The 23,733-nt window shown below is 49.3% G+C and carries 21 protein-coding genes; 11 read left to right on the forward strand and 10 right to left on the reverse strand.

Going from position 1 to position 23,733, the window contains the following annotated elements; translation table 11 throughout:
* Positions 1-14: 14 nt before the first annotated feature.
* Complete coding sequence (locus AC6R03_RS02825; protein WP_334553508.1) at positions 15-1,052, forward strand: type IV pilus twitching motility protein PilT; 1,038 nt, start codon at positions 15-17, stop codon at positions 1,050-1,052.
* 10 nt (positions 1,053-1,062) lie between these two features.
* Positions 1,063-2,169, forward strand: a complete 1,107-nt coding sequence (locus tag AC6R03_RS02830) for a PilT/PilU family type 4a pilus ATPase (protein WP_500627755.1) — start codon at positions 1,063-1,065, stop codon at positions 2,167-2,169.
* A 69-nt stretch (positions 2,170-2,238) separates the two neighbouring features.
* Here the strand turns inward: AC6R03_RS02830 and ruvX are convergent, their stop codons facing one another.
* The 8 genes from ruvX to metK form a co-directional block, all read right to left on the reverse strand.
* Entirely contained in the window at positions 2,239-2,661 is a 423-nt protein-coding gene (gene ruvX, locus AC6R03_RS02835) for a Holliday junction resolvase RuvX (RefSeq protein ID WP_334553512.1), read from the reverse strand.
* A gap of 95 nt (positions 2,662-2,756) precedes the next feature.
* Positions 2,757-3,320 carry a YqgE/AlgH family protein gene (locus AC6R03_RS02840; protein ID WP_500631480.1) on the reverse strand — a complete coding sequence of 188 codons (564 nt, stop codon included), beginning with the start codon at positions 3,318-3,320 and terminating at the stop codon, positions 2,757-2,759.
* A gap of 77 nt (positions 3,321-3,397) precedes the next feature.
* Complete coding sequence (gene gshB, locus AC6R03_RS02845) at positions 3,398-4,348, reverse strand: glutathione synthase (protein WP_487903653.1); 951 nt, start codon at positions 4,346-4,348, stop codon at positions 3,398-3,400.
* A 16-nt stretch (positions 4,349-4,364) separates the two neighbouring features.
* Complete coding sequence (rsmE, locus tag AC6R03_RS02850; protein ID WP_500631431.1) at positions 4,365-5,096, reverse strand: 16S rRNA (uracil(1498)-N(3))-methyltransferase; 732 nt, start codon at positions 5,094-5,096, stop codon at positions 4,365-4,367.
* Positions 5,097-5,223: 127 nt separating this feature from the next.
* Positions 5,224-5,922, reverse strand: coding sequence for a deoxyribonuclease I (gene endA, locus AC6R03_RS02855; RefSeq protein ID WP_500631481.1), 699 nt, complete (start codon positions 5,920-5,922; stop codon positions 5,224-5,226).
* Between the two features lie 199 nt (positions 5,923-6,121).
* Positions 6,122-6,619 carry a SprT family zinc-dependent metalloprotease gene (locus tag AC6R03_RS02860; RefSeq protein WP_500631432.1) on the reverse strand — a complete coding sequence of 166 codons (498 nt, stop codon included), beginning with the start codon at positions 6,617-6,619 and terminating at the stop codon, positions 6,122-6,124.
* Between the two features lie 90 nt (positions 6,620-6,709).
* Positions 6,710-7,510, reverse strand: a complete 801-nt coding sequence (locus AC6R03_RS02865; RefSeq protein WP_334568345.1) for a DUF2189 domain-containing protein — start codon at positions 7,508-7,510, stop codon at positions 6,710-6,712.
* A gap of 485 nt (positions 7,511-7,995) precedes the next feature.
* Entirely contained in the window at positions 7,996-9,150 is a 1,155-nt protein-coding gene (gene metK, locus AC6R03_RS02870) for a methionine adenosyltransferase (protein WP_334553521.1), read from the reverse strand.
* 358 nt (positions 9,151-9,508) lie between these two features.
* Here metK and tkt point away from each other — a divergent pair, with 358 nt between their 5' ends.
* The 5 genes from tkt (at position 9,509) to mscS (ending at position 16,341) form a co-directional block, all read left to right on the forward strand.
* Positions 9,509-11,503 (forward strand): transketolase, encoded by a 1,995-nt coding sequence (gene tkt, locus AC6R03_RS02875; RefSeq protein WP_500631433.1) that lies wholly within the window; start codon positions 9,509-9,511, stop codon positions 11,501-11,503.
* Between the two features lie 169 nt (positions 11,504-11,672).
* The gene (gene epd / locus AC6R03_RS02880; protein ID WP_500631434.1) at positions 11,673-12,719 is read left to right on the forward strand and encodes an erythrose-4-phosphate dehydrogenase; all 1,047 of its coding nucleotides are present in this window, start codon (positions 11,673-11,675) and stop codon (positions 12,717-12,719) included.
* A gap of 185 nt (positions 12,720-12,904) precedes the next feature.
* Positions 12,905-14,065, forward strand: a complete 1,161-nt coding sequence (locus AC6R03_RS02885) for a phosphoglycerate kinase (protein ID WP_500629325.1) — start codon at positions 12,905-12,907, stop codon at positions 14,063-14,065.
* 163 nt (positions 14,066-14,228) lie between these two features.
* The gene (gene fbaA / locus AC6R03_RS02890; protein WP_500627749.1) at positions 14,229-15,305 is read left to right on the forward strand and encodes a class II fructose-bisphosphate aldolase; all 1,077 of its coding nucleotides are present in this window, start codon (positions 14,229-14,231) and stop codon (positions 15,303-15,305) included.
* A gap of 172 nt (positions 15,306-15,477) precedes the next feature.
* Positions 15,478-16,341, forward strand: coding sequence for a small-conductance mechanosensitive channel MscS (mscS, locus tag AC6R03_RS02895; RefSeq protein ID WP_500631435.1), 864 nt, complete (start codon positions 15,478-15,480; stop codon positions 16,339-16,341).
* A gap of 60 nt (positions 16,342-16,401) precedes the next feature.
* Here the strand turns inward: mscS and AC6R03_RS02900 are convergent, their stop codons facing one another.
* Entirely contained in the window at positions 16,402-17,028 is a 627-nt protein-coding gene (locus tag AC6R03_RS02900; protein ID WP_500627747.1) for a LysE/ArgO family amino acid transporter, read from the reverse strand.
* A 109-nt stretch (positions 17,029-17,137) separates the two neighbouring features.
* Here AC6R03_RS02900 and AC6R03_RS02905 point away from each other — a divergent pair, with 109 nt between their 5' ends.
* The 3 genes from AC6R03_RS02905 (at position 17,138) to AC6R03_RS02915 (ending at position 20,858) form a co-directional block, all read left to right on the forward strand.
* The gene (locus tag AC6R03_RS02905; protein WP_500631436.1) at positions 17,138-18,040 is read left to right on the forward strand and encodes a LysR family transcriptional regulator ArgP; all 903 of its coding nucleotides are present in this window, start codon (positions 17,138-17,140) and stop codon (positions 18,038-18,040) included.
* 86 nt (positions 18,041-18,126) lie between these two features.
* Complete coding sequence (locus AC6R03_RS02910; RefSeq protein ID WP_500631437.1) at positions 18,127-18,843, forward strand: oxidative stress defense protein; 717 nt, start codon at positions 18,127-18,129, stop codon at positions 18,841-18,843.
* A gap of 194 nt (positions 18,844-19,037) precedes the next feature.
* Positions 19,038-20,858, forward strand: a complete 1,821-nt coding sequence (locus AC6R03_RS02915) for a GGDEF domain-containing protein (protein WP_500631438.1) — start codon at positions 19,038-19,040, stop codon at positions 20,856-20,858.
* A 196-nt stretch (positions 20,859-21,054) separates the two neighbouring features.
* Here the strand turns inward: AC6R03_RS02915 and pykF are convergent, their stop codons facing one another.
* Positions 21,055-22,467, reverse strand: a complete 1,413-nt coding sequence (gene pykF / locus AC6R03_RS02920; RefSeq protein ID WP_500631439.1) for a pyruvate kinase PykF — start codon at positions 22,465-22,467, stop codon at positions 21,055-21,057.
* 431 nt (positions 22,468-22,898) lie between these two features.
* Between pykF and AC6R03_RS02925 the strand changes: the two genes are divergently transcribed.
* Complete coding sequence (locus AC6R03_RS02925) at positions 22,899-23,660, forward strand: DeoR/GlpR family DNA-binding transcription regulator (RefSeq protein ID WP_500629584.1); 762 nt, start codon at positions 22,899-22,901, stop codon at positions 23,658-23,660.
* The last annotated feature ends 73 nt before the right edge of the window (positions 23,661-23,733 follow it).

Below are 23,733 nucleotides of genomic sequence, written 5' to 3' on the forward strand. Positions count from 1 at the left end.
ATTAAGGAATTGAAATGGATATCGCTGAGTTACTGGATTTTAGTGTAAAGCATAATGCCTCAGATCTACATCTTTCTGCTGGGGTTTCTCCAATGATTCGTATTGATGGTGATGTCAGAAAGCTGGGCGTTCCTGCTTTGTCGCACTCTGAGGTGCATCGCTTAGTGTTCGACATCATGAATGATGCTCAGCGCAGCGAATTTGAAGAGCGCCTTGAGGTCGATTTCTCCTTTGAACTCTCCGATGTTGGCCGTTTTAGGGTCAACGCCTTCAATCAAAGCCGTGGCTGTGCGGCGGTCTTTCGTACTATCCCGACTGAGATCCCAAGCCTAGAACAGTTAGAGGCGCCAAAGATTTTCTCCGACATTGCCAATATGGAAAAAGGCCTGGTGTTAGTGACTGGGCCCACTGGCTCGGGTAAATCCACCACATTAGCCGCCATGGTGGACCACATAAATCGTCACCACAATAAGCATATCCTCACCATTGAAGATCCGATTGAATTTGTGCACAGCAACAATAAGTGTTTGATTAACCAACGTGAAGTGCACCGTGATACCCACAGCTTCAACAACGCACTGCGCAGTGCGCTACGTGAAGATCCGGATGTGATTTTGGTTGGTGAGCTGCGTGACCAAGAGACAATCAGCCTTGCTCTCACCGCCGCAGAAACCGGTCACCTGGTGTTTGGTACGCTGCACACCAGTAGCGCCGCGAAAACCATTGACCGGATTATTGATGTGTTCCCGGGGAGCGATAAAGACATGGTGCGCTCTATGCTGTCTGAATCCTTGCGCAGCGTTATCGCCCAAAAACTGCTCAAGCGCCTTGGCGGGGGACGCGTGGCGTGTCATGAAATCATGATGGCGACGCCGGCGATTCGTAACCTTATCCGCGAAGATAAAGTGGCGCAGATGTACTCAGTTATTCAAACGGGCGCGGCGCACGGCATGCAAACCATGGAACAAAATGCCAAGCAGTTGATCATGCAAGGCTTGGTGGATGCCGACGAAGTGGCGAAGAAAATTGAAGTGCAAAGCACGCCATTTTAAGAGGTGACGGATGGACATTACAGCCTGTTTAGAAGAGATGGTGGCGCGAAAAGCGTCGGATCTCTATATCACGGTAGGCGCGCCGCTGTTGTATCGCGTTGATGGTCAGCTTAAAGCGCACGGTGAAACGCTGACTCAACCTGATGTGGATGCGCTCTTGGTCGGCATGATGGATGAAAAACGCCAAGCGGAGTTTGCCCAGACACACGAAGCCAATTTCGCCATTGTGCGAGAGGTGGGGCGCTTTCGTGTCTCGGCGTTTCACCAGCGTGAGTTGCCCGGTGCGGTAATTCGTCGCATTGAAACCAAAATCCCAACGTTTGAGCAGTTAAAGCTGCCAGAGGTGCTGCAAGACCTGGCGATTGCGAAGCGGGGCTTGGTGCTGGTGGTGGGCGCGACGGGCTCGGGTAAATCGACCACGATGGCCGCGATGACGGGTTATCGCAACCAGCATCGCAGCGGGCACATTTTGACGGTCGAAGACCCGATAGAGTTTGTTCATGAACACCAGCGCTGCATTGTGACGCAGCGCGAAGTGGGGCTCGACACCGAGAGCTATGAAGTGGCGCTGAAAAACTCATTGCGCCAAGCGCCGGATATGATTCTGATTGGTGAGATCCGCAGTCGTGAGACGATGGAATACGCCATGACCTTCGCTGAAACGGGCCATTTGTGTATGGCCACACTGCACGCCAACAACGCCAACCAAGCGCTAGAGCGGATCTTACATCTGGTGCCGAAAGAGCAAAAAGAGCAGTTCTTGTTTGACCTGTCGATGAATCTGCGCGGCGTGATCGCTCAGCAGTTGATTCGCGATAAAAACGGTCAAGGGCGTCACGGCGTGTTTGAAATCCTACTCAACAGCCCACGTGTTTCGGATCTGATTCGTCGCGGCGATTTGCATGAGCTGAAAAGCACCATGGCCAAATCCAACCAAGTGGGCATGCAGACCTTTGACCAAGCGCTGTATCAACTGGTGGTGGAGGACAAGATCAACGAAGAGGATGCCTTGCACAGTGCTGATTCCGCCAATGATTTGCGTATCATGCTGAAAACCAATCGCCAAGAAGGCTTTGGCGGTGGGGCGTTGGATAACGTTAAGATTGATATGGATTAGAGTTCCTAGTGGCGAGTTCCTAGTTTCTAGAGGGAGGGCGTTTGATAGAACTCGCTTTAGGAATTGGGGTTATTGGTATTGGGCTTCAAACCAGCTTTCTAGAATGATCACGGCGGATTGGCAGTCAACGTTGCCTTTGGTGAGCGCTTTGTAGCCGCCCATCGAGAACAGCTCGGAACGGGCTTCGGTGGTCGAAAGGCGTTCATCGTGCAGTTCTACCGGTAGGCCAAATCGGCCATGGAGGCGGTTGGCGAATTTTTTGGCTCGCGGAGTGATGCTTTCGAGGTCTTTGCCGTGCAGGTCGGTCGGTAGCCCTACCACCAACAGATTCGGTTGCCACTCGGCAATCTGCTTTCCTATCTCATCCCAATTGGGAATGCCGTCTTTGGCTTTAAACGCTTTTAGTGGTGAGGCGGTGCCAGTAATTTCTTGGCCAATGGCGCTGCCAATGCTTTTGGTGCCGTAGTCGAAGGCCATGATGGTTTTAGACATAAGGGTTCTGCTTAGTGAAATTAGATTCGTGAAATTAGAGTGAATCAGCGGCGAGGGGTTATCGCCGCTTATCGTTTTAGCGCAACACGGAATGGTTACGCATGACCGACGTCGTTGGACAGCTGTGCGACGTCAATGCCGAGCATCTGCACCGCTTTTTGCCAGCGATCGGCAATCGGGGTATCAAAGATGACCGACGGGTCGGCTTCAATGGTTAGCCATGAATTCTCTGAGAGCTCCGATTCCAGCTGACCCGCCTCCCAACCGGAATACCCCAGTGCGACCAAGTAGCGATTAGGCTCTGCCTCGGTGCCGAGCACACTCAAAATGTCTTTGGAGGTGGTGACACTGATTTCATTGGTCATCTGAATGCTGGATTCATACGTGTCTTTAGGGCGATGAAGGATAAAGCCTCGGTCTTCAGACACAGGCCCGCCATTAAGGACCGGTTTTTCCAGACTGTCGGTGTTGAGCTGCGGATGAACGGGCTGCACATCGACGCGTTCGAGCATTTTTCCAATGGTGATATCAATAGGCGCATTGATCATGAGGCCCATAGCGCCCTCTTCGTTGTGCTCACACACATAGATGACACTGCGCTTAAAGTAGGGATCTTTCATCCCCGGCATGGCAACGAGAAAATGGTTGGTTAAATTCATCATGACTCCACCTTAAATTGAGCGGCACTCATAGCGCGAATGCCGCTCAAGAGCTGGGTTATCCCATCACCGATAGATTATTTCTGCTCAATGCGACGTTCAATCGCATCCATCAGCTTGCCGGTAATGGAGATATCAAATGCGGCTTCGATTTCACGAATACACGTTGGGCTGGTAACGTTAATCTCAGTCAGTTTGTCGCCGATGACGTCAAGGCCAACAAAAATCAGCCCCTTTTCTTTAAGTGTAGGCGCTACAGCGAGAGCGATCTGTTTATCTGTCTCACTCAGTGGTCTTGCTTCGCCACGTCCGCCTGCGGCTAGGTTACCGCGAGTCTCTCCTTTGGCAGGAATACGCGCTAAGCAGTAGGGCATCGGTTCGCCATCCACCACCAAAATACGCTTGTCACCATTGCTAATATCTGGGACGAAAGTTTGCGCCATCGCGTAGTGTTGACCATGGTTGGTCAAGGTTTCGATGATCACGGAAACGTTAGGATCGTTCTCTTTTACACGGAAGATCGACGCGCCGCCCATGCCATCCAATGGTTTTAAAATCACGTCGCCATGTTGCTCACGGAAGGCTTTAATCTTGTCTGCGCTGCGAGTCACTAAGGTGGTTGGCGTTAGCTCTGGGAACCACGCGGTAAACAGTTTTTCATTGCAGTCGCGCAAGCTTTGCGGCTTGTTGACGATCAAGGTGCCTTTTTCTTCGGCGCGCTCAAGGATGTATGTCGCGTAGATGTATTCGGTATCAAATGGGGGATCTTTACGCATCAATACCGCATCAAGCTCTGACAGCTCAATGGTCTGCTCAGATTTAAACTGATACCAGCCGCTTGGATCTTCTTTTAGCTCCACCACTTTGGTGTCCGCAATCGCGACGCCCTGTTCTAGATGAAGATCCTTCATCTCCATGTAGTGAATTTCGTAGCCGCGGCGCTGCGCTTCCAGCATCATGGCAAAGCTAGAGTCTTTTTTGATGTTGATGGACGAGATCGGGTCCATCACGATGCCGAGTTTGATCATGGATAGTGTTCTCCGTTTAGCCAAGATCGCCAAAGCGAACTTGTAGGGCGGTAATAGCGGTAAGGGCTGCGGTTTCGGTACGTAGCACGCGAGGACCGAGCAGCGTCTCTTCAAATTGGTATTGCTGAGTCATATCGATTTCATCGCTAGAAAGGCCGCCTTCAGGGCCAATCAACAAACGCACTTTTTCTACCGGAGTCGGTAGGGTGTTGATTGAGTATTTGGCGCGCGGATGCAAATTGAGCTTCAAGCCATCGAATTGCTCTTGGCACCACGCTTCGAGCGACATAATTGGGCGAATGGTAGGGACGGTATTCCGGCCGCACTGTTCACAGGCGCTGATGGCAATTTTTTGCCATTGAGCGAGCTTTTTCTCAAAACGTTTGGGGTCGAGTTTGACGCCACAGCGCTCAGAGATAAGGGGCGTAATGGTATTGACGCCAAGCTCAACGGATTTTTGAATCGTGAACTCCATTTTATCTCCGCGTGAGATCACTTGACCTAAGTGCAGATCCAGCGGTGACTCGCAGCTTTGTTCAACGCGATCTAACACCTCGACGTCGACGTTTTTCTTTCCTACAGCGGTAATGGTGGCAGGGAATTGTGCGCCGCTGCCATCAAACAACAGCACCTGTTGACCCTCTTTCATGCGCAGCACTCGGCCGACGTGGCCGGCGGCATCGTCACTGAGGGCGAGAGGCCCAAGCTGGTGGATGGTCTCTGGGTGATAGAGTCGTGGCATGCGCATTGCGTTGGTTTCCTGCAAATCCAAAAGTTATCCCACTAACATGGATGCCTTTGAGCGAAAAAACAAGGGGCTAGCGTGAGATAAAGCGTGCTGAGAAGTCGAGTGCCTAGTTCCTAGAGCTAGGTGGTTATGGGGTTGCTTGGCATGCCTCAACCACAAACGGGTTGTGATTGCCTTGCACTTTAGCGATGCGGTTGTCGCGTTCGCACTCCCAGGCGTCGGCGGGGTAGGTTTTATTCCACGCATTCATCAGCTTGGTTTGCTGGCTTGAGAGTTTAAATCCGTACTCTTTACTCATGTAGAGATAGGTGCGAGCAATGGATCCGCGGGCTCGATCGGGCGGCATCACTTCACGCTGTTTGAAGTTGACCTGCATCTCACAGCGCCCATAGGTCACTCCTTGAACCCCATTCCACTGGCTAAAGTTGTAATTTGAACGATCGCCGTTGACCTCACCAATCGCTGGGGTCAGGTTATGCAAATCGGCTTCCATCGAGCGAAATTGCTGATCGTTTTTAGTGCAGTATTTACGCCCACCCTGTTGCCAGCATTGGCGCTGATGACCAAATTGCCAAGCAGGCACCACATGTTCCCACTCAATGCGAGAGGCTCGGCGCTCTTGCTTACGCACCTGATAGCCGCACGAGTTAAGATCCGGCGTGCCTTTGCGCCCTTGCCACTCAATATTGCAGCCACAGTAAAAGCTGGTGGGGTGATCGGCGTAGATCTTGACCGCCTCTTTCTTTGCTTTGGAAAAAGAGGACGGCGGCGCTGCGTGCGCGAAAGAGAAAGCAGAAGAGAGCGTCACCGCTAGCAGCGAGCTCATCACAGTAAACCAAACGGGCAGTCGAGACATAATGAAACCTGAGTGAGCGTTAAAGCATGAAAAAAGTATTATTTTTCACAGTCTAGCACGCAAAAAGGTAGGATTTTAGTGATGATGTTATTTGTTACGCTGAACGAGATCGCGCCATAGGGTGTGATTGAGTGGGGATAGATAGCTGGCAGGGATGGAGTGTGGGGGATTACGACAACTGTTTGCCAGAAAACACCAGTGTCTGCTGACACTGTTGGCAGCGATAGCTTGCTTGGTTGCGCTGCACTTTATTGTGGCGTCGAATAGAGAGCGGATAGCCGCGACACGCACAGAGGTATTCAAAGGTTTTACCTTGAACAGAGGTGACAGCAAAGCTGTGGGTGGTGTTGGCTTTGACACCGAACACTGACTCCATGACCCCTTGCCACTCTTTGCCGTGCGGGCGAACGCGACCATAAACTTGATAGGTGACAAGGTGGGCCACTTCATGGGGGATCACTTCTTGGAGAAACGCCGCTTGATTCTCCGAAAACAACACCGGGTTGAGGCGGATCTCATTGAGTTGCAGGTACGCTTTTCCTGCCGCTTTACCGCGCAGCTTAAACGAGAGCGTTGGCATAGGAAACGGCCGGCCGAACGCTTGGCGGGCTTGCTCGATGCATTGCGCGATCACTCGCTGAGTTGAATAGGTGAGGGTCAGATCCACAGGTGACTCATCTTCGCTGGCAGAGATACAGGATAAAAAAACGCCCCGAGAGAGCTCGGGGCGTTCACTATACCTCAAATAGGCCACATGTTAAGGGTGATGGCGTTTCTTAATCACCTCATGATACGCGTGCCAAGTGGCGTAGCCGAGTATCGGCATCGTAAAGAGCATCCCGATACCATAAGTGGCAAAGCCTATTAAGATCCCGCCACAAATGATCGCAGCCCAAACGATCATAGCACCGATGTTGGACTTGACGGCGTTAAAGCTACTGAATACGCCGGTCATCATATCCACGCGTCGCTCCATCATCAGCGGAATGGCGAACGCTGAGATACTGAACACAACACACGCCAGCACTAAACCCACTAATGAGCCGATGATCAAGAAGGGGAGGAAGTCGCTCAACGGCGCCCCTTGTACCGACGGGTAGAGTGCGTGCAGCAGCGCCGCGATACGCATCCAAAAAATCATACACACCGCAAGCAGCACGGCAAACGCCCATTGTGAAGTGGAGTTACGTCCGATGGCTTTCATCGAGTGAAGCAAACTGGGTTTATGTCCGCGCTCTCGCTCCCAGCTCGCGTCATACAAACCGAGCGCTAAAAAAGGCCCAATGAGCATATAGACGACCAGACTGGGCATCACCACAAGGTGGGTGCCTTGCCACTGGACGAGGAGAACAATGCCGATGGCCGCCGCCATAAAGCACAAGCCGTAGAAAGCGCTAATCAGCGGCATGCGAACAAAGTCGTGCAAGCCGAGCGCGAGCCAATGAAATGGGGCAGAGATACTGACCTGATTACACGGTATGGTGCGCGCGTATTCGTGGTCGCTGACTTCCTTATGTTTTTGCTCTTTGAAGTCATGTGGGTTAACCGTACGAGGCATAACTCCTCCTTGATCAATCTCGATTCTCATCCTCTTCTTTGCCTTTTGAGTAGTGGCCGAGAAAAGGGGTTGTTACGTATTTGTAAACAGAAGACGTTTTTAAACGCAAGCCGTTCGCAAACACGAGAGAGTGCTGACCCGATTCGCTGATGTGCTCCTAGACGCTGACGTTAAAGGGTGTGAACTCTCAGTTTTATGTTGGTGCCGTGATCTGAACACAAGCTTTGCGCGTGTTACTCGGCGCAGAGGGGATGGCAGTCACGTCTGGTTTTATACGTAAAGACGTCATCCTTGGATGCGTTCATTTAACATATTGTTAACTATTGACCTCAATGGCGTAAATTACAACCTGGGAGGTTAAATTTTGTTCAATGATGGGTGGGGATGCGAGGTCGGGGTGAGCACAGCGAGCGAGGAGGCCAGATAGCAGGCAAAAGAAAGGGCTTTTGGCGAACCAAAAGCCCTGAAATAGTGTGGCTCAGTGATTACTTGAGACCAGCGAAGTCACGCAGTTCTGCGGCTTTATCCGTCGCTTCCCAAGGGAACTCTTCACGACCGAAGTGGCCGTAAGCGGCGGTCTTCTTGTAGATTGGCTGAAGTAGGTTCAGCATCTCTTGCAGGCCGTATGGACGTAGATCGAAGAACTGACGTACCGCCTCAATGATGATGTCGTGCGAGACTTTCTCAGTACCGAACGTTTCCACCATGATAGACGTTGGATCCGCAACACCGATTGCGTAAGACAATTGGATTTCACAGCGATCTGCCATACCAGCCGCGACGATGTTTTTCGCTACGTAGCGTGCTGCGTAAGCGGCACTACGGTCTACTTTCGATGGATCTTTACCAGAGAATGCACCACCACCGTGACGCGCTGCGCCGCCGTAGGTATCAACGATGATCTTACGACCAGTCAAACCACAGTCGCCCATTGGGCCACCGATAACAAAACGACCGGTTGGGTTGATGAAGAAGTTAGTGTCTTTGTTGAGCCACTCAGCCGGTAGAACTGGCTTGATGATCTCTTCCATTACCGCTTCGCGCAGATCCGGCGTTGAGATAGAGTCACAGTGCTGAGTTGACAGTACGACCGCATCGATACCAACGATCTTACCTTCGTTGTACTGGAACGTAACCTGAGATTTTGCATCTGGACGCAACCATGGCAGTGTGCCGTTCTTACGCACTTCCGCTTGCTTTTGCACTAGGCGGTGTGAGTAAGTGATAGGCGCTGGCATGAGGACTTCAGTCTCGTTACATGCGTAACCAAACATGATGCCTTGGTCACCGGCACCTTGCTCTTTTGGATCCGCTTTGTCGACACCTTGGTTGATGTCTGGAGACTGTTTACCGATGGTGTTTAGCACTGCACACGAATCCGCGTCAAAGCCCATGTCAGAGTGAACGTAGCCAATTTCACGTACGGTTTGGCGCGTTAACTCTTCGATGTCTACCCATGCAGAAGTGGTGATTTCACCGCCGACCATGACCATACCGGTCTTGACGTAGGTTTCACACGCTACGCGAGCTTTTGGATCTTGCTCGAGGATCGCATCGAGAACCGCATCTGAGATTTGGTCTGCAATTTTATCTGGATGGCCTTCTGATACGGATTCAGAAGTAAACAGGTGCTTAGCCATGAGAGCTCCATTTAATCTGTTGGATGGGCGTCATTGCTCGCCCAGCACAAAAATAAGGTTAAATTATGTAGGTGTATCTACATCTAGACGTCTATTCTAGTTTTGCGTGCTCGAATTACAAGTTATTTTTGTGATTTAAGTAGAGTAAAAACGCGTATTCTTCTCAATCCGCCGCGTGAGGTAAAGAGCAATCGTTTGCATCAAACAGTAACGAAAACCGGCGGTCTTCGAGAAATTTGCAATAAATATCGTAGATCTGGCGTTGATTAGACAGTAATCGATTGCACCTGCGTAGATGCTCTGCGAGAATTATCGCCCACCTTAGTTATCAATTCGCTTAATGCATTCAGGAGCAGACATGTCTTCTCGTAAACACTTGGCCAATGCAATTCGTGCACTTAGCATGGATGGTGTTCAACAAGCTAATTCCGGTCACCCAGGCGCACCGATGGGGATGGCGGATATCGCCGAAGTTCTTTGGCGTTCACACTTAAACCACAACCCAGCGAACCCAGAATGGGCAAACCGCGACCGTTTCGTGCTATCAAACGGCCACGGCTCAATGCTGATTTACTCTTTGCTGCACCTAAGTGGTTACGAGCTGTCTATTGACGATCTGAAAAACTTCCGTCAGCTTCATTCAAAAACGCCGGGCCACCCAGAATATGGTTATGCACCGGGCGTAGAAACCACCACTGGTCCTCTTGGTCAGGGCATCACAAACGCAGTGGGCATGGCGCTGGCAGAGAAAGCATTAGCGGCGCAGTTCAATAAAGAAGGCCATGACATCATCGACCACTTCACCTACGTATTCATGGGTGATGGCTGTTTGATGGAAGGGATCTCTCACGAAGCATGTTCACTAGCGGGCACTCTGGGCCTTGGCAAGCTGATCGCTTTTTGGGATGACAACGGCATCTCGATTGATGGTGAAGTGGAAGGTTGGTTCTCTGACGATACACCAAAACGCTTTGAAGCTTACGGTTGGCATGTTATTCCAGCTGTCGATGGCCATGATGCTGAGGCGATCAACGCCGCCATCACTGCCGCGAAAGCGGACCCTCGTCCTACTCTGATTTGTACTAAGACCATCATCGGTTTTGGTTCACCAAACAAAGCGGGCTCTCACGATTGTCACGGCGCGCCACTAGGTGCAGACGAAATCAAAGCTGCGCGTGAGTTCTTAGGTTGGGAGCACCCAGCGTTTGAGATTCCAGCAGACGTATATGAGCAGTGGGATGCGAAAACCGCAGGCGCAGCATCTGAAGCGGCGTGGAACGCTCAGTTTGAGGCTTACGCAGCGGCGTACCCAACAGAAGCGGCGGAGCTGAAACGTCGTCTCAACGGTGAGCTTCCTGCGCAATGGGAAGAGAAAGCGAATCAAATCATTGCTGATCTGCAAGCCAACCCAGCGAACATTGCCTCGCGCAAAGCGTCTCAAAATGCGCTTGAAGCGTTCGGTAAAATGCTGCCTGAATTTATGGGCGGTTCGGCGGACCTTGCGCCATCCAACTTGACCATGTGGTCGGGCTCAAAATCACTGGAAGCAGACGATTTCTCAGGTAACTACATTCACTACGGTGTGCGTGAGTTCGGTATGACGGCCATCATGAATGGTATTGCGCTGCATGGCGGTTTTGTCCCTTACGGTGCGACCTTCTTGATGTTTATGGAGTACGCCCGTAACGCGATGCGTATGGCCGCTCTGATGAAAATTCAGAACATCCAAGTGTACACGCATGACTCGATTGGTCTGGGTGAAGATGGCCCAACTCACCAACCCGTTGAGCAAATGGCGTCACTTCGCCTAACGCCAAACATGAGCACATGGCGTCCATGTGACCAAGTGGAATCTGCGGTCGCTTGGAAATTGGCGATTGAGCGTAAAGATGGCCCAACGTCTCTGATTTTCTCTCGTCAAAACCTCGCGCAGCAAGCGCGTGACGCTGGGCAAGTGGCTAACATCGCTAAGGGTGGTTACATCCTAAAAGATTGCGCGGGCAAGCCAGAGCTTATCCTTATCGCCACCGGTTCTGAAGTAGAACTGGCTGTTGAAGCGGCGGCGCAGCTAACCGCTGAAGGCAAGCAAGTACGCGTGGTGTCTATGCCATCGACGGATGCGTTCGATAAGCAAGACGCAGCGTACCGTGAATCCGTACTGCCAGCTGACGTAACAGCACGTATCGCTATCGAAGCGGGTATTGCGGACTTCTGGTACAAGTATGTCGGCTTTGGCGGCAAGATCATCGGTATGACAACCTTCGGTGAATCAGCGCCTGCTGGAGAGCTGTTCAAGCTGTTTGGCTTCACGACAGAAAACGTCGTGAACACAGCGAAAGAACTGCTTGCTTAATTGTGGCGATGTAGTTTGAAGGAAACCGAGTCGTGAGTGGCTCGGTTTTTTTATTTTAGTTCCTAGTGCCTAGTTACTAGAAATAGGCGGTTTCGGGGATTGGAACTCGCATCTGGGCACGGGCTCAGTTACTATCTGTGACACGAAAATCAGGTAGGGTGAGGAAAGGATGCTTAAAATTGCGATCAATGGATTTGGACGTATCGGTCGTAATGTGTTGCGCGCGGTTTACGAGAGCGGCAAACATCAGCAGATCAAAGTGGTCGCGGTCAACGAGTTGGCACAGCCTGATGCGATGGCGCACTTACTGCAATACGATACGAGCCACGGTCGTTTTGGCAAAAAAATCACGCATGACCAAGAGCATATCTATATTCATCACGGCGTCGTGGAGAGTGGCGACTTTGATTCGATTCGGATTTTGCACCTAAACGACATTGAGCTACTGCCTTGGCGCGATCTTGAGGTCGATATGGTGCTCGACTGCACCGGTGTCTATGGCTCGCAAGCCGATGGCCAAGCGCACATCAAAGCCGGCGCTAAAAAAGTGCTGTTCTCCCACCCAGGCGCCAGTGATCTCGACCACACCATCATCTATGGTGTGAACCATGAAACATTAACCGCAGAGCATCGCGTCGTTTCTAATGGTTCGTGCACGACCAACTGTATTGTCCCTATCATCAAAGCTTTAGATGATGCTTTTGGTATCGATTCTGGCACGATCACCACCATTCATTCCTCAATGAATGATCAGCAGGTGATTGATGCGTATCACAACGATTTGCGTCGTACTCGAGCCGCCAGCCAATCCATCATTCCAGTTGATACGAAATTGCACAAAGGGATTGAAAGAATCTTCCCGAAATTTTCCAACAAATTCGAAGCCATATCCGTGCGCGTTCCCACGGTAAACGTCACTGCGATGGATTTAAGTGTCACAATTAATACGAATGTGAAAGTTAATGACGTAAATCAAACCATTGTTAACGTATCTCAGTGTACATTACACGGCATTGTTGACTATACTGAAGCGCCGCTCGTATCGATTGACTTTAATCACGATCCCCACAGTGCCATTGTTGATGGTTCCCAGACTCGCGTGAGTAATGGGCACCTAGTCAAAATGTTGGTTTGGTGTGATAACGAATGGGGCTTTGCGAACCGCATGCTGGATACTGCGCTCGCAATGCAGGCCGCTTCAGAACAAGCTGGGTAGTGCCTTTTAGCGGTCATTTTTACCCAGATTGGAAGCGCCGAAAGGCGGTGGAGTAATATTTATTTTTACCCTTGAAATAAATATTGATAATCTCCATATCAAAACCAGTTTGAAGAATTAATAGGCTTGGCAGGGTTGCCGAGTGACTGAAAACTTTATTTTTTGAATAGTTGAGAGGACAAACCATGTCTGTAATCAAGATGACTGACCTGGATCTAGCAGGTAAACGTGTATTCATCCGTGCTGACCTAAACGTGCCAGTAAAAGACGGCAAAGTAACTTCTGATGCGCGTATCCTCGCGTCTCTACCAACAATCAAGCACTGCCTAGAAGCAGGCGCGAAAGTGATGGTTACTTCTCACCTAGGTCGCCCAACAGAGGGTGAATACGCGGAAGAGTTCTCTCTACAACCTGTCGTAAACTACCTAAACGATGCACTTGACTGCGAAGTTAAGCTAGCGAAAGACTACCTAAACGGTCTAGAGCTGAACGCGGGCGAGCTTGTTGTTCTAGAAAACGTTCGTTTCAACGTTGGCGAGAAGAAAAACGACGAAGCACTGTCTAAGCAGTACGCTGCACTTTGTGACATCTTCGTAATGGACGCATTCGGTACGGCTCACCGTGCACAAGCATCAACTCACGGTGTGGGTATGCACGCCGACGTTGCGTGTGCAGGTCCTCTACTTGCGAACGAGCTAGAAGCGCTAGGTAAAGCAATGGACAAGCCTGCGCGTCCAATGGTTGCTATCGTTGGTGGTTCAAAAGTGTCGACTAAGCTGACTGTGCTTGAGTCTCTGTCTAAAATCGCTGACCAACTGGTTGTCGGTGGCGGTATTGCTAACACCTTCATCGCAGCGGCTGGCCACAACGTAGGTAAATCGCTATACGAGGCAGACCTAGTCGACACAGCGAAAAAGCTAATGGAAGAGTGCGCGATTCCAGTGGCGACTGACGTTGCTTGTGCAAAAGCATTTGATGAGAACGCAGAAGCGGAAATCAAAGACGTATCTGAAGTTCAAGACGACGACATGATTTTCGACCTAGGTCCAAACTCTACCGCGCAATTGGCTGAGATTCTGAAGAACGCGAAAACCATCCTTTGGAACGGTCCTGTGGGCGTATTCGAATTCAAGAACTTCGAAGCGGGCACAAAAGGTATCTCTGAAGCGATCGCAGCGTCTGAAGGTTTCTCTGTTGCAGGTGGTGGTGACACGCTAGCGGCGATCGACAAGTTCGGTATCAAAGCAGATGTGTCTTACATCTCAACGGGCGGCGGTGCGTTCCTTGAGTTTGTAGAAGGTAAAGTCCTTCCAGCGGTTGAAATGCTAGAAGCACGCGCTAAGTAATTGATAGAAAGCGGGGGAGTCTCTCCCGCTTTCTTGTTTGCGGCACATCACATTTTTGCTAGAATAGCGCAAGTTGTGAGCAAACGTTTGCAAGAATTTAAACTGAAAAGTTTTATTTTTATAACGACCATTTTTAAAAATGACAGCTAATAGGATTAAATCCATGTCTAAGATCTTCGATTTCGTAAAACCAGGTGTTATCTCTGGCGATGACGTTCAGAAAGTGTTTGAAGTTGCAAAGGAAAACAACTTCGCTCTACCAGCAGTGAACGTAGTAAACACAGACTCAATCAACGGCGTTCTAGAAGCAGCAGCGAAAGTAAAAGCGCCTGTTGTGGTTCAGTTCTCTAACGGCGGTGCCGGTTTCTTTGCGGGTAAAGGTCTAAAACTTGAAGGTCAAGACGCACAAGTGCTTGGCGCAGTTGCTGGCGCGAAATACGTTCACGCTGTTGCAGAATCTTACGGTGTGCCTGTTATTCTTCACACTGACCACGCAGCGAAAAAACTGCTTCCTTGGATCGACGGTCTACTAGATGCGGGTGAAGAGTTCTTCGCTCAAACTGGCAAGCCACTTTTCTCTTCTCACATGATTGACCTTTCTGAAGAGTCTCTAGAAGAGAACATCGAGATCTCAGCAAAATACCTAGCTCGCATGGCGAAAATGGGTATGACGCTAGAAATCGAACTAGGCTGTACTGGTGGTGAAGAAGACGGCGTTGACAACTCACACATGGACGCATCTGAGCTGTACACTTCTCCAGAAGACGTGGCTTACGCTTACGAGAAATTGGTGGCAATCAGCCCTCGTTTCACTATCGCAGCGTCTTTCGGTAACGTACACGGCGTTTACAAGCCAGGTAACGTTGTTCTTACTCCAACTATCCTACGTGACTCTCAAGCGTACTGTGCTGAGAAGTTTGGTATTGCACCTAACGCACTAAACTTCGTATTCCACGGTGGTTCTGGTTCAACTGAAGCAGAAATCCAAGAGTCAATCAGCTACGGTGTCATCAAAATGAACATCGATACTGATACTCAGTGGGCAACATGGGACGGTATCCGTAAGTACGAAGCGGAAAACCACGATTACCTACAAGGTCAAATCGGTAACCCAACTGGCGAAGATGCGCCAAACAAGAAGTACTACGATCCACGCGTATGGCTACGTGCTGGTCAAGCTTCAATGGTTGCTCGTCTAGAGAAAGCATTTGCTGACCTAAACGCGGTTGATGTATTGTAATTCAGCCGTCACTCTGATTGATAAGAAGCCGCTCATCGAGCGGCTTTTTTTGTGTCCGCTTTTTAATACAAATGAATATAAATTGTTATAAACTCTGGCGAAATACCATGGCTTTGCGTAATCTGTAAGCTACAACTATTCAACTAAGTCACTTTAATAGAGGAAAGAGAGTATGGCAGAAGAATCAACAGGGATTGAAACGCCAATCATCGACAGCTTGTCTCACGCCGAATCTTGGCTAAATAACAATTCAGATTTACTGATTCAGTATGGTGTGAACATCATTTCTGCGGTCGCTATACTGTTTATTGGTAACATCATTGTTAAAAGCATTGCTAACAGCATATCTAAAGTTCTAGAGAAGAAGCAGATGGATAAAGCGGTCGTCGACTTTATTCACGGTCTGGTTCGCTACCTACTCTTTGTGATTGTGTTGATTGCCGCGCTCGGCCGAATTGGTGTTCAAACGGCGTCTGTGGTTGCGGTTATCGGTGCGGCCGGTCTTGCGGTTGGTTTAGCGTTGCAAGGCTCGCTGTCTAACTTCGCAGCGGGTGTGTTGATTGTTGCGTTTCGTCCTTTCAAATCCGGTGATTATGTTGAGATTGCCGGTGTGGCAGGCAGCGTTGATTCCATCCAAATCTTCCAAACGGTGCTGAAAACGCCTGACAACAAAATGGTCGTGGTGCCAAACGCTGGCGTTATCGGCGGTGCGATCACCAACTACTCTCGTCATGAAACGCGACGTGTTGATCTCGTGATTGGCGTTTCCTACAAGGCAGATCTTAAGCAGACCAAGCAAGTGATCCGTGAAACGTTGGAAAAAGATCCGCGTATCTTGAAAAATCCAGATATCACGATTGGTGTTCTCGCTTTGGCGGATTCTTCGGTGAACTTTGTGGTTCGTCCTTGGGTGAAAACGGCGGACTACTGGGGGGTTTACTTCGACGCCATGCAAAACATTAAAGAAGCGTTGGATGCGGCGGGTATTGAGATTCCATTCCCACAAATGGACGTGCATCTCAACAAAGTCGACTAATACGATTGAACGACGTAAAGCGAAAAGCGAGGCCCTTGAGCCTCGCTTTGTTTTATCCACTCATCCCCAGCCTTGCAGCAAGTGCTTGGCGAGCATGCCCGCGATGACCCACATCATGGTACCGACCAGAAAATCAATCACTTGTTTTACTCTAGGTTTGGATAAGGTGGGCGCCAATTTAGCGGCGCCAATCGACAGCCCGTAAAACCACACAAAGGACGCCAAGATAGTACCGATGGCGAAAGAGAGTCGCTCCTGACCTTCGAATTGGCCGCCGATGGATCCCAAAATAACCACGGTATCGAGATAAAGGTGCGGATTGAATACGGTGACGGCGAGCGCGCCTAAAATGACCGCTTTACGACCGCGCGATAGCTCACTGCTTTGTAGCCCTTCGCTGTGGGAGGCCAGCGCACTTTTCAGAGAAAGAAACCCATAGTAGCCGAGAAACAGAATGCCGCCGATGGTCACTAAAGTCAGCAAGGTCTCATTTTGTGACAGAATCGCCCCGCCGCCAAAAATACCGACAGAGATAAACAGCATGTCGAGAAAGCTGCAGATCGTCGCCGTAGTCAGGTGGTGTTGACGTTTGATGCCTTGATTCAGTACGTAAGCATTTTGCGCGCCAATGGGGATAATCATACTGGCCCCTAAGCCAAACCCTTGCAGCATTAACCAGAAACTCACGATAACCTCTCTTTTTGTTCATGATAGGCGCCCACAATAATCAGAATTAAGATATAAATACAATTAATGATTTTAATTGATTATTAGTAATGCTTATGAGGATGGTGCGATGAAAGGGCTGGATTATCGTTGGATTGAAGCGCTGGATAGCGTGATCAAAACCGGTGGCTTTGATAAAGCGGCCAATGCGCTGTATGTCACCCAGTCTGCGGTTTCACAGCGAATCAAACAACTTGAGCGATTCGTGGCGCAGCCCGTCTTGGTTCGTGACCAGCCACCAAGGCCTACTCCCCTTGGTCAAAAGCTGCTCGGTTTCTATCAGCGCATTCAATTGCTGGAACAAGAGTTGATTCCGGAAATTAGCAATCAGCAGCCTTTGCAAATCCGTCAGATCTCGATTGCGACCAACGCCGATAGTTTGGCCACCTGGCTACTACCGGCGTTGAGCCCGGTACTGAAAAAGCACCCGCTCGAGATGAGGTTTGAAGTCGATAGAGAGGGCCGTACACTAAATAAACTCAAGCAAGGTGAGGTGGTGGGGGCGATCAGTATGGCAAGCCAAGCCCTCAGTGGTTGCGTGGCCCGCTATTTGGGTCGGATGGATTACATTTGCGTGGCCACGCCGCAGTTTCGCGAGCGTTTTTTTCCAAAAGGATTGACCAAAGAGGCGCTCTCGATAGCCCCTGCGGTCTCGTTTGATCAACACGATCCATTGCATCGAGATTTTCTTAAGCAACATGGCATTGATATTGATCGAGGGATCAACCACTGGGTCTCGAGCTCTGAGGCGTTCGTCAATATGGCGCTTAACCATTGCGCTTACTGTTTGATCCCCACCATACAGATCGAAAAGGAGCTTGAGCAGGGCACTTTGGTCGATTTGCTTCCCGGGTATTGTCTCTCCTTTGAGATGTATTGGCACCACTGGCAACTCGAAACAGGCCTGCTGAAAGAAGTCAGCGAAGCGATTCTCAGTTATGCGCAGCAGCACCTGATCCAGCCGAGTCGTTAATTCTTTGTCAGTTTTCTCTTGTCTCACTTGGTGAAGAAATCAACGTTTTCTATTATGTATGAAATACCTAACATACGGATCGCTTTATGACCAACCCAACTCGAATGTCTGCTGTGCGCGTTCAATGTCGCTGGCTCGCTTTGCTGGCATGTGTGGCCAGCGCGCCGAGCTTTGCCGAGATAGATTTTCCCCACCTCAGTACCACAGGCTATGGTGAGGTCACCGCTGAGCCTGATATGGCGAAATTTACGGTGACCGTGGTCGAATCGATGCTCACCGCAGAGCAGGCAAAACAAGCCGTCGACCAAGTGGTGAGTGACTTTCTCAAAGCGTTAGGGCGAGAAGAAGTCCCGAGCGAGCAGATTCAAAGCTCTAATCTCTATCTCTCACCTCAATATCAGTATCCTAAGAATGGGGCTCCTGAGTTGGTCGGCTATCGTGCGACTCGTACCATTCAAGTCACGGTCAATGAACTGGAAAAGCTCAATGATTATCTTGACCTGGCGCTGAGTGTGGGCATCAACCAAGTGAGCAATATTGAGTTGAAAGTAAAAGAGGCCGCACGTTACCAAGATCAAGCGCGTCAAGCGGCGATCCGTGATGCCAATCAGAAAGCGCACGCGTTGTCTGAAGGGTTTGGTAAAACACTCAAAGGCGTGTGGCGAATCGATTATCGCAGTCAGCAAAACCAACCGGTATTGATGCGTACCATGAGTATGGACGCGAAAAGAGAGTCAGTGGGCTACCAAGACTCATCGATCATCATTCGTGATAGCGTGGATGTTATTTATCAGATTGATTGATTTCTTACTAAAAGCCTTTATTTTTTAAAGGGAAAAATAGCGAGGCGTCGAATGTGTCATCGCTCGCTCTTTAATCGACTTTCGTATTAATGCTATACTTCCTCCTCATTTTTTTAAGAGCATAGCTAGTGATGAAAAGCCGCAGTAACTTTTGGTATCTAATACTAGTTATGTTAGTGCTCATATTGATAGTGATGACTTACTATCATGGCCGATACCAAGAAGTAAAAACGGCGGCAATGAACACCATCATCACTCAAGCTTCACATCAATTGACCTACAGCGAACGCGAGTATCTGAATGTTCGCAATCAGTTTGTTTCTGTCGTCAATTTGTTATCGCACAGTCGTAATCTTTATGACTATATAGCCGAGCCAACGGACGAGCATAAAACCATTGTCGAGCAGTCTTGGGTCTCGGTGACCGACAGCCAGCTGTGGTATACCCAAGTCCGCTATCTGGATCGTCAAGGCAAAGAGCAGATCCGCGTGAACTTCCGCGATGGCAAAAGTGCGGTCGTGAGTGAGGAGAACCTGCAAAATAAATCGCAGCGCGACTACTTTGATTACGCTCAAACTCTGGCAAAAAACGAGATAGGGACTTGGGGCGTCGATTTGGAAATCGAGCGTGGCGAGGTGGTGTATCCCTATCGTCCTAGCCTGCGTTTATTGACTCCGATATACATTGATGAGGTGAAGACGGGTTACCTTATTCTTAATGTCGATGTGGAAGCGTTGGCATCGAGACTCAACTATGCCCCCGATGGCCTACTGCGACCAAAACTCGCTAATGACGGCGGTTATTTCTTAGTCAGCGACAATCAACAAGAGCGTTTTGGCCATGTGATTGAAGAGCGTAAGCACTTCAGTTTGCCTCAACTATTTCCTCAAGCTTGGGCCAAAATGCAGGTGAAAGAGTCCGGCTCAGTGATGGAGAACGGTGAGCTACTCGTGTTTGAAAAGTTGTTCCTTTCTCCTCGCCATGAAATGTACTTGGTGATCCATTTAAGTCAGCAGCAGCTCAATGATCTCACGGGTCGAGAATTGTTGGAGCTGTTTCAAGAGGCACTACTCGCGATCTTATTGGTGATCGCAGTGATCGTGCCTGGCGGCGTATTGATCTTCTATTATCGTAAACGCAGTATTGAGAGCCAACTGGCGAGAGCGGCGCTCAGTGGGATGTCGGCGGTGATCATCACCGACCGCTGGTATCGAGCAATTTTAGTCAATGATGAGTTCAATAAGCTTACGGGACTAAGCCAACAAGAGGTGGTGAATCGGAATGTGTTCAAGATCTTGCTGGGGGAAAAGCAGATCGAAGCCTCAATGCACATTTTTGAACAACTGTCTAAGCATCAGTTTTGGGAAGGAGAGGTGAGACTCAACAGTTCGCCGCTCGATTATGACGTCACTGTGATTGCACGTGTTCAGAGCGTATTATCGAAAACGGGCAACGTCAGTTATTACATCACCTCTCTCGTGGATATTTCTGATCGCGTTGCCCTTGAAGAGCGCCTCAGGGTGCTGAGCGAAATTGATGAGTTAACCCAGCTTTGGAATCGACGCAAGTTTGATGCAGAGCTAAGAAAGAGTGCCAAGCTAGTGGAGCGCTACGGAGAGAGCAACACCACCTGCCTTGCCTTGATTGATATTGATTACTTTAAGCGAATCAATGATGAGCAAGGGCACGACCAGGGGGATCGCGTGATTCAGCGTGTAGGCAATCTGATTAAAGAGCGCTTACGCGATACTGATTTTGTGGCGCGAATTGGCGGTGAGGAGTTTGCAGTGATCATGCCTCACACGCCGCTTGAAGAAGCAGAACGCGCGCTCGATAGGTTGAGAGTAGCGACGGCGAATCAACTGGATATTCCGGTCACGATCAGTGTGGGGGTTACGGATATGACTCACGATTACACTCGCTGTTATAAATGCGCGGATATCGCACTGTATGAATCAAAAACCTTAGGGCGCAACCGCGTCTCTATTTGTCGCAGTAGCGACGACATCGCATAACGAACTCTTTCGTCTTAAAGAAGGTCTCTTCTTAAAGTACGTCGCGTCTTCATTGAGCACGTCAGTGCCTAAGTTAGTCCCCCCAATTTTCTTTCTATTTACACTCTCTTTGTTCACTGCTCTATGCGTCTCCGTGATTGCAGGCAAAAGAAAAGGGAGCCGAAGCTCCCTTGATTCATGTTACTGAGTTCAACGATTATAGAACGTGAACTGACGCTGTGTTGGTTGTGCCAGAAGCAACAAGTGCACCTGATACCATTACAACGATGTCGCCTTTGTTACCAAGGCCAGACTCAAGTGCCAACTCTTTACCTTTGATGTAGAAAGAGTCAGTGCTGTCGATTGAGTCAACCAATACTGGACGAACGCCTTTAGTCAGAACAAGTTGAGCGGCTGTCTTCTTGTTAGTCGTTAGCGCTAGGATGTTTGCTGTTGGGAAGTACTTACGTACTGAACGAGCAGACTTACCGCCTTCTGTTGCAACAACGATAAGAGGAGCCGCTAGCTTCTCAGCAGTGTCTACAGCGCCTTTACATACCGCTTCAGTGATGCGTAGACGTGGGCTGTCTAGGCGTGAACCTAGTTCCGCTTTTAGTGCAGAATCCGTGCGGTTAGCGATTTGAGCCATGATAGTTACCGCTTCTACTGGGTACTTACCTTTTGCTGTTTCGCCAGAAAGCATCACTGCATCTGTACCGTCCATGATAGCGTTCGCTACGTCACCCGCTTCTGCGCGTGTTGGACGAGGGTTCTTGATCATAGAATCCAGCATTTGAGTCGCTGTGATAACCACTTTACGTGCACGGTTACATTTCTCGATCATCATCTTCTGAGCGAAGATCACTTCTTCTGCTGGGATTTCAACACCTAGGTCACCACGAGCAACCATGATACCGTCAGAAAGCTCTAGGATCTCGTCGAAGTTATCCACACCTTCTTGGTTTTCGATCTTAGAGATGATGTGGATGTTTTCGCCGCCGTTTGCGTCTAGAAGTTCACGGATTTCTTTCACGTCTGCTGCTTTACGAATGAAAGAAGCGGCAACGAAATCAACGCCTTGCTCACAACCAAATTTAAGGTCGTTTTTGTCTTTTTCAGATAGAGCTGGAAGTTGAACAGAAACACCAGGAAGGTTAACACCTTTGTTTTCACCTAGTGCGCCGTTGTTTAGAACTTTACACTTCACTTCAGTTTCTGTTGTTGCGATCACTTCCATCTCGATAAGACCATCATCGACTAGGATAGTGTTGCCAACGTTTAGGTCAGCAGCGAAACCTGCGTAAGTGACCGCAACGGTGTTTTTGTTACCAACAACAGCAGTGTCTGTTGTGAACGTGAATTCTTGACCCGCTTCTAGATCAACGTCATCGCCGTTTTCTAGTTTGATCGTACGGATTTCAGGACCTTTAGTATCCAGAAGAATCGCAAGCTGCTTACCAGTGTTTGCCATGACTTCACGGAAGTTCGTGATACGAGTGCCGTGTTCTGCGTAGTCACCGTGAGAGAAGTTAAGACGCATTACGTTCATGCCTGCGTTTACAAGCTCAGTCAGTTTCTCTACAGATTCAGTTTTAGGGCCAATCGTACATACGATTTTGGTCTTTTTCATGGAAGATACTCTCCGGTCAATAATAGTTACAATTTGAAAGTCATGGATCATGTCGAAGTCGAGCGTTTTCTCGGGCTAAATGAGACGTCGCTCATAGAGAAAAACGTACTTTCAAGGTCAACTTCGCTACTGAAAGTCTTTCATCAAATTTAGTCATTTTATGACTAAATTGATGGGAAAATTCGCCGCAAATTTGTGACTAACCTAGGATATCAGCGGTTAGTTGCAAAAAAATAACAGTCAATTCTGTAATTTTTTTTCTTTTCGGTGGCGAATTCTACCACTGATTGACTCAAGGATCACTGTTTAAGAATTGTCTTAGGACAAGGTTTTGCCGCAATTTTTTTATTTTTTGGTTCAAAATAAATGGACGAAAATGTTTCGTTTTGATTATAATTTGTTTTGATTTGAAACTTTGATTTTTGGTAGTCATGTCGAAACGAAACACTCAATTAAGAAGACACTCTATTTCCCATCTCGTTAACGAGAAAGGAGAGGTCAGTGTTGAAGAGCTTTCTCAGCGTTTTGAGACCTCTGAAGTCACGATTAGAAAGGATCTGGCTTCTTTAGAGAAAAATGGTCAGTTGCTTCGCCGTTACGGTGGGGCGATCGCGCTACCGAAAGAAGTCGTCAGCGATGAATTGAGTGAAAATGTTTCGGTTCGCAAGAATGAGCTAGCGAAAGCTGCCGCCACCTTAATCCGTGAACACAACCGTATTGTCATCGACAGTGGTAGCACGACGGGCGCATTGATTCGTCAACTGGATGGCATGCGTGGTTTGGTGGTGATGACGAACTCGCTCAATGTCGCTAATGCGCTTAACGAATTAGAGAGTGAACCTACTTTACTAATGACGGGCGGCACTTGGGATGCACATTCCGAGTCGTTTCAAGGGCAGGTGGCAGAGTCGGTACTGCGTTCCTACGACTTTGACCAGCTGTTTATCGGTGCTGACGGCGTCGATTTGGCGCGTGGCACCACCACGTTCAATGAGCTTGTGGGTCTTAGCAAGGTGATGGCGGAAGTCTCACGCGAAGTGATTGTGATGGTCGAGTCCGAGAAAATTGGCCGTAAAATCCCAAACTTAGAGCTCGCCTGGGACAGTATTGACGTATTGATTACCAACAGCGATTTGCCGCCGGAGTACCAACAACAGATTGAGTCTCACGGCGTCACCGTAATTTGTGCCTAAACTTAAGTGTGAGTCTAGGCATCTCGTTTTAACCATATTATCGGCGCACGAACCGAATTGGCCACTTGGCGAT

The sequence above is a fragment of the Vibrio sp. R10-SG-ISO4 genome (assembly GCF_059834135.1).